12 protein-coding genes are annotated in these 13,482 nt (G+C 49.3%); 10 read left to right on the top strand and 2 right to left on the bottom strand.

Features of this window, described 5'->3' with window-relative positions:
• Window positions 1-303: 303 nt before the first annotated feature.
• Window positions 304-1,911, top strand: coding sequence for a malate synthase A (gene aceB / locus BZG81_RS14040; RefSeq protein WP_021022907.1), 1,608 nt, complete (start codon window positions 304-306; stop codon window positions 1,909-1,911).
• A 77-nt stretch (window positions 1,912-1,988) separates the two neighbouring features.
• Window positions 1,989-3,293, top strand: coding sequence for an isocitrate lyase (aceA, locus tag BZG81_RS14035; protein WP_021022908.1), 1,305 nt, complete (start codon window positions 1,989-1,991; stop codon window positions 3,291-3,293).
• Between the two features lie 57 nt (window positions 3,294-3,350).
• Here aceA and BZG81_RS14030 read toward each other — a convergent pair whose 3' ends face one another.
• Window positions 3,351-3,791: a CBS domain-containing protein gene (locus tag BZG81_RS14030; protein WP_077660461.1), complete on the bottom strand. Its 441-nt coding sequence runs from the start codon at window positions 3,789-3,791 to the stop codon at window positions 3,351-3,353.
• A gap of 331 nt (window positions 3,792-4,122) precedes the next feature.
• On the opposite strand from BZG81_RS14030, the gene queA reads away from it, so the two are divergent.
• From queA to secF, 5 genes are all read left to right on the top strand, one after another.
• Window positions 4,123-5,181, top strand: a complete 1,059-nt coding sequence (gene queA, locus BZG81_RS14025) for a tRNA preQ1(34) S-adenosylmethionine ribosyltransferase-isomerase QueA (protein WP_021022910.1) — start codon at window positions 4,123-4,125, stop codon at window positions 5,179-5,181.
• Window positions 5,182-5,288: 107 nt separating this feature from the next.
• A complete protein-coding gene (gene tgt, locus BZG81_RS14020; RefSeq protein WP_077677666.1) occupies window positions 5,289-6,410 on the top strand; it encodes a tRNA guanosine(34) transglycosylase Tgt in 1,122 nt (373 codons plus the stop codon).
• A gap of 36 nt (window positions 6,411-6,446) precedes the next feature.
• The gene (gene yajC, locus BZG81_RS14015; RefSeq protein WP_021022912.1) at window positions 6,447-6,776 is read left to right on the top strand and encodes a preprotein translocase subunit YajC; all 330 of its coding nucleotides are present in this window, start codon (window positions 6,447-6,449) and stop codon (window positions 6,774-6,776) included.
• Window positions 6,777-6,803: 27 nt separating this feature from the next.
• A complete protein-coding gene (gene secD / locus BZG81_RS14010) occupies window positions 6,804-8,657 on the top strand; it encodes a protein translocase subunit SecD (RefSeq protein ID WP_077460262.1) in 1,854 nt (617 codons plus the stop codon).
• Window positions 8,658-8,669: 12 nt separating this feature from the next.
• A complete protein-coding gene (secF, locus tag BZG81_RS14005; protein ID WP_021022914.1) occupies window positions 8,670-9,617 on the top strand; it encodes a protein translocase subunit SecF in 948 nt (315 codons plus the stop codon).
• A gap of 135 nt (window positions 9,618-9,752) precedes the next feature.
• Here the strand turns inward: secF and suhB are convergent, their stop codons facing one another.
• Window positions 9,753-10,556 carry an inositol-1-monophosphatase gene (suhB, locus tag BZG81_RS14000; RefSeq protein ID WP_077677665.1) on the bottom strand — a complete coding sequence of 268 codons (804 nt, stop codon included), beginning with the start codon at window positions 10,554-10,556 and terminating at the stop codon, window positions 9,753-9,755.
• 237 nt (window positions 10,557-10,793) lie between these two features.
• On the opposite strand from suhB, the gene trmJ reads away from it, so the two are divergent.
• The 3 genes from trmJ (at window position 10,794) to BZG81_RS13985 (ending at window position 13,447) form a co-directional block, all read left to right on the top strand.
• Window positions 10,794-11,558, top strand: coding sequence for a tRNA (cytosine(32)/uridine(32)-2'-O)-methyltransferase TrmJ (gene trmJ / locus BZG81_RS13995; protein WP_077677664.1), 765 nt, complete (start codon window positions 10,794-10,796; stop codon window positions 11,556-11,558).
• A 122-nt stretch (window positions 11,559-11,680) separates the two neighbouring features.
• On the top strand, window positions 11,681-12,202 hold the full coding sequence (gene iscR, locus BZG81_RS13990; protein ID WP_077677663.1) for a Fe-S cluster assembly transcriptional regulator IscR: 522 nt from the start codon (window positions 11,681-11,683) through the stop codon (window positions 12,200-12,202).
• A gap of 30 nt (window positions 12,203-12,232) precedes the next feature.
• Window positions 12,233-13,447, top strand: coding sequence for an IscS subfamily cysteine desulfurase (locus tag BZG81_RS13985; RefSeq protein ID WP_077460264.1), 1,215 nt, complete (start codon window positions 12,233-12,235; stop codon window positions 13,445-13,447).
• The last annotated feature ends 35 nt before the right edge of the window (window positions 13,448-13,482 follow it).

Raw genomic sequence — 13,482 nt, 5'->3', positions numbered from 1 at the left:
ACTTAATTACGTAAGTGGTTACACTTGGGTGGAAAAAATATGATCTTGGTAGCAGTGTTACATCATTCTGCTAATCCATTCAAAAAAGCATATTCGAGCTTATGCTCTAAACTATTTAAATATTTGATTTTAAGTATTTATTATTGGTTTTTGATTGATAGATGTGAGGTGTTAGGTTGATTTTTATCCGAGGTTGAGTCAACGTAAGATAACTAGTGTGGCGTTGAGTGAGTGAGATGCCACTTGATGTCCGTAAATAACTTTTGTTGTGATTGGATTACAAATGACAGCCAGGGAGGCGATATGACAGAAGCATGCTCAACCTTACGCGAATCACTGGTAATTAACGAGACCGTTACCCCAGCGCAGGCAGAAATCCTAACCGATGATGCCTTGTGTTTTTTAGCCAGTTTGGCTAATCGATTTGCGGATCGTATACCTGGGCTTCTGGCCACTCGCGAGCAGCGCCAACAGCGTATTGATGCGGGAGAGCTGCCCGATTTCCTTCCTGAGACGCAATCGATTCGCCACGATGATTGGACCATTCGTGGCATCCCCAAAGACTTACAAGATCGACGGCTAGAAATTACTGGCCCAGTGGATCGGAAAATGGTGATCAACGCCCTGAACGCCAATGTGAAAGTGTTTATGGCGGACTTTGAAGACTCGTTCGCACCAGCTTGGCCACAAGTGGTCGAGGGGCAGCGCAACTTGCGCGATGCTATCAACGGCACCATCAGCTACGAACAACCAGAGACAGGAAAGCGTTATCAACTTAACGATGATCCCGCGCGCCTGATCTGCCGGGTTAGGGGCCTTCATCTGACAGAAAAACATGTCATGTGGCAAGGTAAACCGCTACCTGGGGCTTTATTTGATTTCGCGCTCTACTTTTTCCATAACTATCGTCGGTTGCTTGAGACAGGATCCGGTCCTTACTTCTACTTGCCCAAACTACAAGCCTATCAAGAAGCGGCGTGGTGGAGCGATGTGTTTTCATTTGCAGAAGATGAATTTGGGCTAAGCCGAGGCACGATCAAAGCAACCGTATTGATCGAAACCCTACCGGCCGTGTTTGAAATGGATGAGATTTTATATCACTTACGCGATCACATCGTCGCGCTGAACTGCGGTCGCTGGGATTATATTTTCAGTTATATCAAAACACTTCGTAATCATCCTGATCGGGTGCTACCTGACCGTCAGGTGGTCACCATGGACAAACCTTTTCTCAATGCTTACTCGCGACTGTTGGTGAGAACCTGTCATAAGCGCGGTGCATTGGCCATGGGAGGGATGGCGGCATTTATCCCGAGCAAAGACCCAACCGAAAACCAACAAGTGCTCGAGAAAATCGAAAAAGATAAAACGCTAGAGGCAAATAATGGCCATGATGGAACCTGGATTGCCCACCCCGGATTAGCAGACACGGCAAAAGCCATTTTTGATAAAGCGCTCGGCGATAAGCCGAATCAGCTAACGGTTTCTCGTGAGCAAGATGCGCCAATTACCGCGGCGGATTTGCTTGCGCCTTGCGATGGAGAACGCACCGAAGCGGGCATGCGCCACAATATCCGGGTTGCGGTCCAATATATCGAGGCATGGATTTCGGGTAATGGCTGTGTGCCGATTTACGGCTTGATGGAAGATGCGGCGACCGCCGAAATTTCGCGTGCGTCGATCTGGCAATGGATCAAGCATCAAAAGCCGCTCAGCAATGGCAACGTGGTAACCAAAGAGCTATTTACGCAGTACCTCGAAGAAGAAATGGCTGTGCTTGAAAACGAACTGGGCACTGAACGTTTTGCTCAAGGGCGATACCGCCAAGCGGCAACGTTAATGGCCGAGCTGACAACCAGTGATGAGCTAGTTAACTTCTTAACCTTACCAGGGTACGAGTATTTGCCTTAATGGGCATGGAAGCAAAACAACAACATGGAATGAAAGCGAAGGGCTGACAAGGCTCTGCTAACAAAGAGGAATGGAACATGACTTTGACTCGCCAACAACAAATCGCGCAACTGGAAAAGGATTGGGCTGAAAATCCACGCTGGAAAAACGTAAAGCGAACGTACACCGCTGAAGAAGTGGTCAGTATGCGCGGCTCTTTTGTCCCCGAGAATACCATTGCTAAACGCGGCGCAGCTAAGCTGTGGGACCTTGTTAACGGCAGTGCGAAAAAAGGCTATGTTAACTGCTTGGGCGCGTTAACGGGTGGCCAAGCTGTGCAGCAAGCAAAAGCCGGCATTGAAGCTATTTACTTGTCAGGCTGGCAAGTGGCAGCGGACAATAACACAGCGTCCAGCATGTATCCGGACCAGTCACTGTATCCAGTTGACTCAGTCCCCTCGGTTGTTAAACGTATCAACAATGCTTTTCGCCGCGCGGATCAAATACAGTGGTCAAAAGGTGGGACCCCAGAAGAGGGTACTGATTATTTTCTCCCTATTGTTGCCGATGCCGAAGCTGGCTTTGGTGGTGTACTCAACGCCTATGAGTTGATGCGCAATATGATTGAGGCAGGCGCAGCAGGCGTCCACTTTGAAGATCAATTGGCGTCAGTGAAAAAGTGTGGTCACATGGGTGGAAAGGTATTGGTGCCAACCCAAGAAGCCGTGCAAAAGCTGGTTGCAGCGCGTTTGGCGGCGGATGTTGCAGGGACTGACACGCTCGTGATTGCTCGTACCGATGCTAATGCGGCTGATCTGCTTACCTCAGACTGCGACCCTTATGATAAAGACTTTATTGCAGGTGAGCGCACCGCAGAAGGTTTTTATCGCGTGCGTCCAGGGATTGAACAAGCGATTTCCCGTGGTCTCGCTTATGCACCGTATGCTGATTTGATTTGGTGTGAAACCGCGACACCGGATCTGGAAGAAGCACGTCAATTTGCCGAGGCGATTCATGCGCAATATCCGGATCAATTATTGGCATATAACTGCTCGCCATCCTTTAACTGGGAAAAGAACTTGGATGCCGACACCATCGCTCGTTTCCAGCAAGCGCTGTCCGACATGGGTTACAAGTATCAGTTCATCACCTTAGCGGGCATTCACAACATGTGGTACAACATGTTCGATCTTGCCCACGCTTATGCGCAAGGTGAGGGAATGCGCCATTATGTAGAGAAGGTACAGCGACCTGAATTTTCTGCGGCGGAGCGTGGTTACACGTTTGTGGCTCACCAGCAGGAGGTCGGTACTGGCTATTTTGACCAGATGACTAATATTATCCAAGGCGGTCAATCTTCGGTAACCGCACTGACGGGCTCAACGGAAGAAGATCAGTTTTAATTAAAACCGTTATCATGGAAATGAAGCCAGAAAGGGAGTGGAAACACTCCCTTTTGTTTATTCACCTTCTTCCATCGGCTCGCTTTCTTCTTGAATTTCGAGCAAGGTCGACGCAATGGCGACAAAGTCACTATCAGTAATGATCCCAACAAGGCGTTGATTTCTAATCACGGGTAAACACCCTATTTTACGCGCTAACATTGATAATGCTGCGGCACGTAACGACGCCTCTGGCGAGACGGTGACAAGTTGCTTATCGGTAAATTGTGCGAGTGGGGTATGGATTTGATGATCGCCATTGGTTGCTCTTCCTAAAGACGATGCCTGGGCTGAAAGCACATCGCGCTGGGTAACTAGCCCAAGCAAGCGTTCATTATCATCGACGATGGGTAAGTGACGGAAGCGTTCCGCGCGCATTAAGCGGTGGGCATCATCAAGCGTATGATCCGGACTCAGTGTATGTGGATGGCGAGTCATCATATCATCAACGGTAAACATGGCACCTCCTTGTTATCAGTGCACAGGATTAATTTAACTGTAGTGCACTTGGCACGGGGTGGACGTGATACACATCAATTATCTGCGCGAGGCTATTATCCGCAAAAGGCAATGATCTGCAAAAGGCAATGATCTGCAAAAGGACATCATCCGCGAAAGTTAATCATCCGCGAAAGTTAATCATCCGCCAAAGTTAATCATCCGGCAAAGGCTTCAAACGTAAATATCGCCATGCTATTAATGCGCACTGAAACGATTGCCTGCTTCGCTCGCTTGATATTCACGGTGGGCTACCTATACTAGCGGCCTGCTTTTTATCTAGGCAAACGTCATGCAATTATCCGATTTTCACTTTGAACTCCCTGATGAGTTGATTGCGCGCTATCCACAGCCGGATCGCAGTGCAAGTCGCTTATTGTCACTTGATGGCACCAGCGGTGAGGTAGCGCATCGTCAGTTTAAAGATATCCTCGAACTGGTTGAACCTGGGGATTTGATGGTGTTCAACAACACACGTGTGATCCCTGCACGCGTGTATGGCCGCAAAGCCTCGGGTGGAAAAATAGAGGTGCTGGTGGAGCGTGTGCTCGACGAACGTCGTTTCCTTGCCCACGTGCGCGCGTCTAAAGCGCCAAAACCCGGTGCTGAATTATTCCTCGGTGATGACGGACAGATCCCGGCAGAAATGGTGGCACGCCATGACGCCCTGTTCGAAATCCAGCTAAACAGCGATAAAGGCGTAGTGGATACACTCAACGACATCGGCCATATGCCGTTGCCGCCGTATATCGACCGTCCTGATGAAGAAAGCGATAAAGAGCGTTATCAAACCGTGTATAACCAAAAACCTGGGGCGGTAGCAGCACCAACGGCGGGATTACACTTTGATGATGCCATTATGGCAACGCTCAAAGAAAAAGGCGTCAATATTGCCTTTGTTACTTTGCATGTGGGCGCCGGAACATTCCAACCGGTTCGGGTCGACAACATTGAAGAGCACATCATGCATGCCGAGTATGCTGAAGTGCCTCAAGAGGTGGTCGATGCGGTCAATCAAACGCGTGCACAAGGTAAACGCGTGATTGCGGTGGGGACCACGTCAGTACGGTCATTGGAAAGTGCAGCACAAGCGGCGAAGCAAAAAGGTGAACCACTGGCGCCATTTTTTAATGACACCCAGATTTTTATCTATCCAGGTTACCAGTGGCAGCTAGTGGATGTGCTTGTCACCAATTTCCACTTGCCGGAATCAACCTTGATCATGCTGGTGAGTTCTTTTGCCGGTTACGAACATACCATGGCCGCTTATCGCGCGGCAGTTGAAGAACGCTATCGCTTTTTCAGCTATGGCGATGCCATGTTTATAACCCGTCAGCAACAACCTGATTAATTAAGTTCACGCGAAGCCTGGCTTCGTGTGATCTAAGCTTGCGGCAGGGTAAACCTTGTTAGCATAAGACACACGCCAGACTGTTTCTCTGGCACTGAGGAGGATTCGTGGAATACGAACTAAAGAAAACCGATGGACGCGCCCGCCGTGGCCGTTTGATTTTTGAGCGCGGCACGGTCGAAACCCCGGCATTTATGCCCGTGGGGACCTATGGCACCGTAAAAGGCATGACCCCTGAAGAAGTGAAAGGCACCGGGGCTGAGATCTTACTCGGTAATACCTTTCACCTATGGTTACGTCCGGGGCAAGAAGTTATGCGACTGCATGGGGATTTGCATGACTTTATGCAGTGGCATGGCCCTATTTTAACCGACTCTGGCGGCTTCCAAGTTTTTAGCTTAGGAGATATCCGTAAAATCACTGAAGAAGGAGTGCACTTTCGTAACCCGGTTAACGGTGATCGGATTTTCATGGATGCGGAAAAATCCATGGAGATCCAATACGACCTTGGCTCAGACATCGTGATGATCTTTGATGAGTGTACCCCGTATCCTGCGACGCACGCTGAAGCGAAAAAGTCGATGGAGATGTCACTGCGCTGGGCCAAGCGTAGTCGCAATCATTTTGACAAACTTGGTAACAAAAATGCGCTGTTCGGCATTGTGCAAGGTGGTGTATACGAAGACTTACGCGATGTGTCGGTAGAAGGCCTAACTGAGATTGACTTTGATGGTTACGCCGTTGGCGGGCTTGCCGTCGGTGAGCCAAAAGAAGATATGCATCGCATTTTGGAGCATACCTGCCCGCAGTTGCCGGAAGACAAACCCCGTTATCTAATGGGAGTGGGTAAACCGGAAGACCTCGTGGAAGGGGTGCGTCGTGGCGTTGATATGTTCGATTGCGTGATGCCGACCCGAAATGCCCGAAATGGTCACCTATTTATTACCGGTGGTGTGATCAAGATCCGTAATGCGAAACATAAAAGTGATACCTCGCCTCTGGATCCTGAGTGTGACTGTTACACTTGCCGCCATTATAGCCGTGCCTATCTTTACCACTTAGACCGTTGTAATGAAATCCTCGGTGCGCGACTCAATACTATCCATAACTTGCGTTATTATCAGCGCGTCATGGAAGGTTTGCGTAACGCGATTGACGAAGGTAGATTAGATGCCTTTGTAGCGGATTTCTACGCGCGTCGTGGCAAGGAAGTGCCACCGCTCGATTGATTTCGAATTCAACAACTAAAACGAGGACGTGATTGAATGTTTATCTCACAAGCTCACGCAGCGGCTGAAGCCGGCCCACAAGGTGGCGGTATGCAGCTTTTTATTATGCTTGGTCTCTTTGCGGTTATTTTCTATTTTATGATTTATCGCCCGCAATCTAAGCGTGTTAAAGAGCATAAAAACCTAATGGCATCCATGAGCAAAGGAGACGAAGTACTGACCGGTGGTGGTTTGGTGGGTAAAATCACCCAAATTGCTGAAGACAATGACTTTATTGTTATTGCTCTTAACGACAATAACGAAGTGACCATTAAAAAAGACTTCGTGACGGCAGTACTGCCCAAAGGTACTATCCAGTCTCTCTAATTCTCGCAACCATAAAGGATGCATGCTGTGCTAAACCGTTATCCTTTGTGGAAGTACATCATGGTGCTAATAGCCTTGGTTATTGGCATCGTGTATGCGCTTCCCAATTTATACGGTGAAGATCCAGCAGTACAAATTTCCGGGGCGCGTGGCGCCTCGGTAGATATGACTGCGCTGGACTCCATCAAACAAACCCTCGAATCTAATGATCTCTCCTACCAATCCATTGCACTTGAAGACGGCACTGTCTTAGCTCGCTTTAAAGACACTGAATCGCAAATCAGTGCTCGTGATGCGTTGATGTCTCGCTTTGATAGCAATAACTATGTGGTCGCATTAAACCTGGCGCCAGCGACCCCTTCTTGGTTGGACGCCCTTGGCGCAACACCAATGAAATTGGGACTCGATTTACGTGGCGGGGTACACTTCTTAATGGAAGTGGACATGGACGCTGCGCTAGAAAAGTTGATTACCCAGCAAGAAGACAGCTTTCGTACCGATTTACGTGAAGCGCGCATTCGCTATCGTGGTTTACGTGTCGAAGATAACACGCGCGTAATGGTTAACTTGCGTAACGCAGAAGACACCAATAAAGCGCTCGAGCTACTGTCGAACAATTATCGGGATATGAACTTCTCGATTGATGAAGACGACGGCACCTTAACCGCGGTGTACAAAGAAGAGCGATTAAAAGAAATCCGTAACTACGCGGTGGCGCAAAACATCACTATTTTACGTAATCGTGTCAATGAGCTCGGGGTCGCAGAGCCTTTGGTCCAACGTCAAGGTGCGAGTCGCATCGTGGTTGAGTTGCCAGGTGTGCAAGATACGGCCCGAGCAAAAGAAATTCTCGGCGCGACCGCGACCTTGGAATTTCGTGAAGTTGACCAAGATGCCGATTTATCTGCAGCGATGGCAGGGCGTGTTCCGCCGGGTAGTGAGCTAATGAGCTCGCGTGACGGGCGTCCTGCAGTATTGAAAAAGCGGGTCATCTTAACCGGTTCACACATCACAGACGCCAGTTCATCACGTGATGAGTACAGTCGCCCACAGGTGAATATCTCGCTCGACAGCGAGGGCGGTGACAAAATGTCTGACTTCAGTAAGCGTAACATTGGCGAGCTGATGGCAACGGTATTTGCTGAGTACAAAGACAGTGGTGAGCGTGACGAAAATGGCAAAGTGATCTTGGAAAAACACGAAGAAGTGATTAACCAAGCGACCATTCAATCGGCATTAGGCCGTGACTTTCGCATAACTGGGATCGACTCAGCAGCTGAAGCTCACAACCTTGCGTTATTGCTACGTGCCGGTGCCTTGATTGCGCCCATTTCGATTGTTGAAGAACGCACCATAGGTCCATCCATGGGGCAGCAAAACATCAATATGGGTATACAAGCCTGTTTATGGGGCCTCGTTGCAGTCATGCTGTTTACACTGGTGTATTACCGCCGCTTCGGCTTGTTTGCTAACTGTGCCTTGTTCGCGAATATCATCTTGATTATTGGGATTATGTCGCTTATTCCGGGCGCCACCATGACGCTACCGGGCATTGCCGGTATTGTCTTAACCGTGGGGATGGCGGTGGATGCTAACGTGCTTATTTTTGAACGTATTCGAGAAGAGCTGCACGAAGGGCGTAGTCCACAACATGCGATTGATCGGGGTTATTCCAACGCCTTTAGTACCATTGCCGATGCTAATATTACCACGCTGATTACGGCGATCATCTTGTTTGCTGTGGGTACTGGCGCAATTAAAGGTTTCGCGGTGACACTATCGATTGGTATTTTGACCTCCATGTTTACCGCTATCGTGGGAACGCGTGCACTGGTAAATCTTGTGTATGGCGGCAAGCGCGTCGAAAAACTGTCGATTTAAGGGAGCCCAAGCATGTTTCAAATATTTAAACCGGACATGTCGATCAACTTTATGCGTTGGTCTAAAGTGGCCTTCGTGTTCTCGATCTTCATGATTGCGGCGTCTGTGGTCACCTTATCAACCAAATGGTTGAATTGGGGGCTCGATTTTACCGGCGGTACCTTGATTGAAGTCGGTTTTGAACAACCGGCTGATCTTGCCCTAATCCGTGATTCGTTATCCGCTGAAGGCTTTGGCGATGCGGTGGTGCAAAACTTTGGTAGCGCCACGGACGTGATGGTTCGGCTGCGCCCACGTGATGACATGGAAGGTGAAAACCTCGGTAATGAAGTACTGAATGCCATCAAAGCCGGTACCGGTGATAACGTCGAGATGCGCCGCATCGAGTTTGTCGGCCCCAATGTCGGGGACGAGCTGACCGAAGCGGGTGGCTTGGCAATCATCATTGCATTGGTTTGTATCCTGATCTACGTCTCGTTCCGTTTCGAATGGCGTCTAGCTTCCGGTGCCGTCATGGCGCTGGCTCACGATGTGATTATTACGCTGGGGATTTTCTCTCTGTTCGACGTGGAGGTGGATCTCACTATCGTCGCTGCTTTGCTGACAGTCGTGGGTTACTCGCTTAACGATACCATTGTGGTGTTTGACCGTATTCGTGAGAACTTCCGCAAACTTCGTAAAGGCGAGTCAGACGAAATCATCAATGCGTCTGTTTCACAAACCCTAAGTCGGACAACCATTACTTCAGGCACTACCTTGTTTGTGGTGATTTCGCTCTTTACCTTGGGTGGGTCGATGATCCATGGGTTTGCCATGGCACTGTTGATTGGTATTACCGTCGGGACATACTCATCGATTTATGTCGCTTCGGCGCTGGCCTTGAAACTCGGTATTGCGCGCGAGCACCTCTTGATCCCTGAAGTGGAAAAAGAAGGGGAAGAGTTCGACGCGATGCCTTAACCACGCTTGCCCTGTGCTTAGAGTGGGGCTATGCAGTGACCAAGTGGCGAATTGTTTACAAGCCGTCATCATCTTCAGGTACAAAAAAGCGGCGCTCATTGAGCGCCGCTTTTTATTAATATCTTATCGGTGTCTTTATTTTTTCATCGACTCAGGCGCGTGTTCGCGAACTTTGGCGAGCATACCTTTCACCACACGTGCGCCACCGCTGATAATATTGCCAGAGCGCATATAGTCGGTACCGCCGTTAAAGTCAGTGCAAATGGCACCCGCTTCGCGCGCAATTAACTCACCCGCAGCCAGATCCCAAGGCTTAAGGCCTAGTTCAAAGAAGCCGTCAACACGGCCCGCGGCAACGTAGCAAAGATCGAGCGCTGCCGATCCAGTACGACGGAAGTCAGCACAATCGACAAACAACGCCCCAACAACGGCGATAAAGCCTTCAGCGTGCTGTTTAGCTTTAAACGGGAAGCCGGTCGCTAAGAGGGTGCCGTCAAGCTCTTTGGCGCTGCCAGTACGGATACGTTTGTTATTGAGTTGTGCGCCAGAACCACGTTGAGCGGTAAATAGCTCATTGCGGATAGGATCGTAAACGCAACCAATTTCTGTACGGCCTTTAATGCGCACAGCAATGGAAACGCAGAAATGCGGGAAGTCGTTAATGAAGTTAGTGGTGCCATCCAGTGGGTCGATGATCCATTGATAATCGCTATCTTTGCCTTCCGCCACGCCTGACTCTTCGCCAATGATGGTGTGGTCCGGATATGATTTTTTAATAATATCGATAATGATTTGTTCCGCCGCTTTGTCGACATTAGTGACGAAGTCATTACTGCCTTTTTGTGCGGTTTCGATGTTGTCTTTGTTTTCTGCAGATTTAGCGATAAAATCGCCAGCCTTCCGTGCAGCACGGACGGCGATGTTTAGCATCGGATGCATACGGTTTTCCCAACGGATGTTAAAGAACGAAAGCGGGGCGGAGTATAACAGAGCCAGAGCAAAAGAAAAGTGGGTATTTTTTAACCGTCAATAAGCGCGTGGCCTGTGCTAAATATGACACCAGCCGCAGGCTTAGCTGAGAAGTATTATCGATTGCACTGTGATAAACTGCGCAGATCTAACAGACCGCTGCCCATCCCATCCAAGATGGACAGAGCAAGAGACGAAAACAACATCATGCTAGATCAAATTCGCGTTGTATTAGTAGGCACGTCCCACTCCGGAAACATTGGCTCAGCCGCCCGAGCGATGAAAGTCATGGGACTGACCAACATGACATTAGTGGCGCCTGGCTGTGAAGTGGACGGTCAAGCCATTGCCTTAGCCGCAGGGGCCAGTGATATTGCCAATAACGCGAGAGTGGTGAATACGCTTGAAGAAGCGGTGGCCGATTGTGGCCTAGTGATAGGCACCAGCGCAAGAAGCCGAACATTAGAATGGCCGATGCTGGATGCGCGAGCGTGCGGCCAAAAAGCCATTCAAGAAGCCGCAACACATCCGGTTGCCATCGTTTTTGGCCGAGAGCGAACTGGCTTAACCAATGAAGAGCTGCAAACATGTCACTATCATGTTTCGATTCCATCCAATCCAGACTACAGCTCTTTGAATTTGGCCATGGCTGTGCAAACGCTGTGTTATGAAATGCGTGTCGCCTGGTTGGACAGTCAAGCCTATCAAGGCCCAACCCTTGAGCAAGACTATCCGCTGAACCAAGATTTGGCGCGTTTTTATACGCACCTCGAAACGGTTCTTACTAAAACAGGGTTTATCCGTACTCAGCACCCTGGCATGGTCATGACAAAACTACGTCGCTTATTTAATCGCGCGCGCTTAGAGAGTCAGGAACTCAATATTTTACGAGGCGTGCTGTCTTCGGTGGAAAAGGTGACCAAACAGGCGGCATCGAGCGAGCAAAATACCGATAATCACACCCCACGTTGATCCTTTCAAATGAGGCGTCGTACACCTTGGTGAAAACTTGACAAAAATACTCAGGTAAATACTTGACCAAAATACTCAGGTATGTAACCATTTGAGCATCTATTCACCACAGGTAGCGTGTTATGAGATTGACTTCGAAAGGCCGTTATGCGGTTACCGCCATGCTCGACGTGGCGCTTCATGCCGAGCAGGGCCCTGTGCCCCTGGCGGACATCTCTGAGCGTCAAGGCATTTCCTTGTCTTATCTTGAGCAACTTTTTTCACGGCTCCGTAAGTCGGGACTGGTCAGCAGTGTTCGTGGTCCAGGCGGTGGTTATCGTCTCGGGATAGTCGCCAACGAGATTGCTGTTGGCGCGGTGATTGCCGCGGTTGACGAATCGGTTGATGCGACAAAATGCCAAGGTAAAGCAGATTGCCAAGGCGGAACCCGTTGTTTGACACACACCTTGTGGCACGACTTAAGTGCCCGTATTAGCGGTTTTCTAAACGACATCACGCTCGGTGAGCTGATGCATGATAACGAAGTGAAGCAAGTAGCAGATCGTCAGGATGCTAAACTGGACGCCTCATTGGCGCCAAGAAACACGTTTAGCTCGAAGGTCAAACAAGATAGCGCCACCATAGGCGTGAACGTTCGCTCCTGATGACCAATGTCGGTGTAATTGGAGAAAAACATGAAATTGCCCATATATTTTGATTATTCAGCCACGTGTCCGGTTGATCCGCGCGTTGCTGAAAAAATGAGTCAGCATCTGACCATGGACGGGGTCTTCGGTAACCCAGCCTCTCGCTCGCACCGTTTTGGCTGGCAAGCAGAAGAAGCCGTTGATACCGCACGCGAAAACATTGCCGACTATTGCAATGCCGATCCGCGTGAGATCGTGTTCACCTCTGGCGCGACGGAATCAGACAACCTAGCCATTAAAGGTATTGCCAATTTCTACTCGAAAAAAGGCAAGCACATCATTACCTGCAAGACCGAGCACAAAGCGGTACTTGATCCATGCCGGCAGCTAGAGCGAGAAGGCTTTGAAGTCACCTACCTCGACCTAGAAGAAAACGGCTTAGTTGATCTGAAAAAGCTAGAAGCGGCGATGCGTGATGACACCATTTTGGTCTCTATCATGCACGTGAATAACGAAATCGGCGTGATTCAAGACGTTTCGGCTATCGGCGAATTATGCCGCGAGCGCAAAATTATGTTCCATGTGGATGCTGCACAATCTGTGGGCAAAGTGCCTTTAGATGTGAAAGAAATGAAAATTGATCTGATTTCTTTCAGCGCGCACAAAGCTTACGGACCAAAAGGCATCGGCGCTTTGTATGTTCGCCGTAAGCCACGGGTGCGTATTGAGGCGCAAATGCACGGTGGTGGTCACGAGCGTGGTATGCGCTCAGGCACCTTACCGACCCACCAAATTGTGGGTATGGGTGAAGCCTTCCGTATCGCTAAAGAAGAGCGTGAAAAAGATTTTGAACATGCACTTGCGTTACGTAATCGCTTTTATGACGGCGTCAAAGATTTAGAAGAAGTTTACGTTAATGGTGATTTGGAGCAGCGCGTTCCACACAACTTGAACGTGAGCTTTGCCTTTGTTGAAGGTGAGTCTTTGTTGATGGCGCTAAAAGATCTGGCGGTATCGTCTGGGTCGGCGTGTACATCAGCAAGCCTTGAGCCTTCTTATGTTCTTCGTGCGCTAGGACGCGACGATGAGCTAGCACACAGCTCACTACGTTTTTCATTTGGTCGTTTTACTACTGAAGAAGAAGTGGATTACGCGATTGAAAAAGTCCGTGAGGCCGTGAACAAGCTGCGAGAAATGTCACCACTTTGGGACATGTACAAAGACGGTATTGATTTAAGTACCGTTGAATGGGCGCACCACTAATACGAAAAACGCGCCAACTGGCAACAGTGAGCAAT

The sequence above is a fragment of the Salinivibrio sp. MA607 genome (genome assembly GCF_001996245.1).
Lineage (GTDB): Bacteria > Pseudomonadota > Gammaproteobacteria > Enterobacterales > Vibrionaceae > Salinivibrio > Salinivibrio costicola.
This window is presented reverse-complemented; position numbering and strand designations above follow the sequence as displayed.

Coding starts and splice junctions, on each gene's coding strand:
- aceB (WP_021022907.1), top strand. CDS start 304: ATGACAGAAGCATGCTCAACCTTACGCGAATCACTGGTAATTAACGAG.
- aceA (WP_021022908.1), top strand. CDS start 1,989: ATGACTTTGACTCGCCAACAACAAATCGCGCAACTGGAAAAGGATTGG.
- BZG81_RS14030 (WP_077660461.1), bottom strand. CDS start 3,791: ATGTTTACCGTTGATGATATGATGACTCGCCATCCACATACACTGAGT.
- queA (WP_021022910.1), top strand. CDS start 4,123: ATGCAATTATCCGATTTTCACTTTGAACTCCCTGATGAGTTGATTGCG.
- yajC (WP_021022912.1), top strand. CDS start 6,447: ATGTTTATCTCACAAGCTCACGCAGCGGCTGAAGCCGGCCCACAAGGT.
- secF (WP_021022914.1), top strand. CDS start 8,670: ATGTTTCAAATATTTAAACCGGACATGTCGATCAACTTTATGCGTTGG.
- suhB (WP_077677665.1), bottom strand. CDS start 10,556: ATGCATCCGATGCTAAACATCGCCGTCCGTGCTGCACGGAAGGCTGGC.
- trmJ (WP_077677664.1), top strand. CDS start 10,794: ATGCTAGATCAAATTCGCGTTGTATTAGTAGGCACGTCCCACTCCGGA.
- iscR (WP_077677663.1), top strand. CDS start 11,681: ATGAGATTGACTTCGAAAGGCCGTTATGCGGTTACCGCCATGCTCGAC.
- BZG81_RS13985 (WP_077460264.1), top strand. CDS start 12,233: ATGAAATTGCCCATATATTTTGATTATTCAGCCACGTGTCCGGTTGAT.